The organism is Candidatus Jidaibacter acanthamoeba (genome assembly GCF_000815465.1).
In the GTDB taxonomy this organism is placed as follows: domain Bacteria; phylum Pseudomonadota; class Alphaproteobacteria; order Rickettsiales; family Midichloriaceae; genus Jidaibacter; species Jidaibacter acanthamoebae.
The window spans coordinates 1-556 of record NZ_JSWE01000064.1; the positions used below are offsets into that span (position 1 = coordinate 1).

Consider the following 556-nt stretch of genomic DNA (forward strand, 5'->3'; position numbering starts at 1 on the left):
TCGGCTTGATTATTAAATTCAATGAATATATTAATCGTATCTTTTTCTTCCCCAGAACTCAAACTCGGACTTATATAACTTTCACGCTCCTTAATACCTGCCATACTCGATAACAACTTGCCTGTCTTATCACAAACGTCAGAGTAAGAGTAATTTAGCTCCTTTTGTAATTTAGTAATGATTATCTTATATATATTATTTTTAATTAATGAATTTCTATATTTTTCTTGATATATTTCCTCAACTACCTTTAGAGCCTCATGCATTTCTAAATCTTTTTTTATGGCAACTTCCCTTAAGCCTTTGCATGTAGTATTTCCTTGGGTATAACTTACATCATACCTTGCCGGATTGTTCAGCTTTGAGTTAATAATACTTTTGGGAGTATACCCTTCTTTATCTTTTATTAAAGGGTTAGAACCATGTTTCAGTAATATCTTAAGTATTTCAGCATAACGTACTAACGGAGTTCTATCAGTGTCCCACATCACCCCGTTTTTGAGAGCTGTATTACAAAGCACTGTATAGTGAAGTGGAGTTCTACCTTGCTTATCAA

1 protein-coding gene is annotated in these 556 nt (G+C 32.9%); it reads right to left on the reverse strand.

All coding sequences use genetic code 11. The features are described 5' to 3' along the window. On the reverse strand, positions 1 to 556 hold a 556-nt coding region (locus NF27_RS02385; protein ID WP_039455420.1), incomplete at both ends, for an ankyrin repeat domain-containing protein.